The 1208-nt window shown below is 71.6% G+C and carries 2 protein-coding genes; both read left to right on the plus strand.

Annotated features, from left to right (window positions below; translation table 11 throughout):
- Positions 1-89: 89 nt before the first annotated feature.
- The gene (locus tag LOY02_RS15015) at positions 90-797 is read left to right on the plus strand and encodes a M23 family metallopeptidase (RefSeq protein WP_317183171.1); all 708 of its coding nucleotides are present in this window, start codon (positions 90-92) and stop codon (positions 795-797) included.
- A gap of 61 nt (positions 798-858) precedes the next feature.
- Positions 859-1208 (plus strand): metalloregulator ArsR/SmtB family transcription factor (locus tag LOY02_RS15020; RefSeq protein ID WP_317183172.1); only part of this gene is annotated, 350 nt, incomplete at its 3' end.

A 1208-nucleotide genomic window follows, 5' to 3' on the forward strand; every position in this document is an offset into this window, starting at 1 on the left:
GGTGGCTCCCCGCTCGGGTCGTGCGGCCAGTCGTTGCGGCCGGCGCCTTGGCCGCAGGCTAGCGGCGGGGGCGGCTTAGGGTGGTCCGCATGGCCGACGGAACCCCTCCACCCGCCTCGCCCGCCGACACCATCCTCCTCAGCCTGCCCTTCGAGGGGCGCTGGCTGGTGAGGAACAGCCCGGCACGACGCGTCCCGAGCCACGGTGTCGACCTCTTCGGCGAGACCTACGCCATCGACTTCGTCGGGGTCGACGAGCGCCGCGGCACTGCGTCGCGGCGGGACTGGCGCACGGTGCTCGCGACGGAGCCCCCGGAGCGGTTCGTCGGCTTCGGCAGACCGATCCTGGCACCGGCCGACGGCGTCGTGGTCGCCGTGCACGACGGGGAGGTCGACCACGAGGCGCGGCGGTCGCAGCTCGCGCTCGTCCCCTACGCGCTGAGCCAGCGATCACGGGTCAGGGAAGGTGTCGGCGCCATTGCCGGCAACCACGTCGTCATCGCGATGCGAGCGCCGGGCGCCTACCTCGCGATGGTGCACCTCAAGAAGGGGTCGCTGCGCGTTGCGGCGGGAGATCCCGTCGCTGAGGGAGCGCACCTCGCTGACTGCGGCAACTCCGGGAACTCGACCCAGCCGCACCTGCACCTCCAGGTCATGGACAGTGCGGACCTGTCGGTGGCCAAGGGGTTGCCGATGGCCTTCCGGGACTTCCGCGAGTGGCCTCGAGGGGCGAGACAGCCCCTCGACCGCGAGTCGGGAATCCCCGGCGAGGGCGCCGTGGTCGAGCCGGTGAGGTGATCGGACAGGCCACCCGGGGCTCTTGCGCCCGCCGAACTTGATCGATTATCGTCGATGATCGATGGATGATGTGATGCGGCGCGACGACGCCGAGGAGTACGCCGAGTGGTTCCGCACCCTCGCCGACGCGACGCGCGTGCAGCTGCTGGCCTGGCTGGCCCGCCGCGGGGAGCCGATGCCGGTGAAGGACATCGTCGCGGCGTTCCCGCTCTCGCAGTCCACCGTGAGCCACCACCTGTCGGCCCTGACACGCACGTGCTTCGTCGTCGCCGAGAGGCGCGGGACGAGCACGTACTACTCGGTCAATCCCGCCTGCATGACCGCGCTCCCGGGGGCCGCCGCGGCGATCATGAACGGCCCGGTGGTCACCTGCTGCACCCCGTCGACCGATCCCGCACCCACGAGTTCCGC

Source organism: Intrasporangium sp. (assembly GCF_032907665.1).
Classification (GTDB): domain Bacteria; phylum Actinomycetota; class Actinomycetes; order Actinomycetales; family Dermatophilaceae; genus Intrasporangium.

Coding starts and splice junctions, on each gene's coding strand:
- LOY02_RS15015 (WP_317183171.1), top strand. CDS start 90: ATGGCCGACGGAACCCCTCCACCCGCCTCGCCCGCCGACACCATCCTC.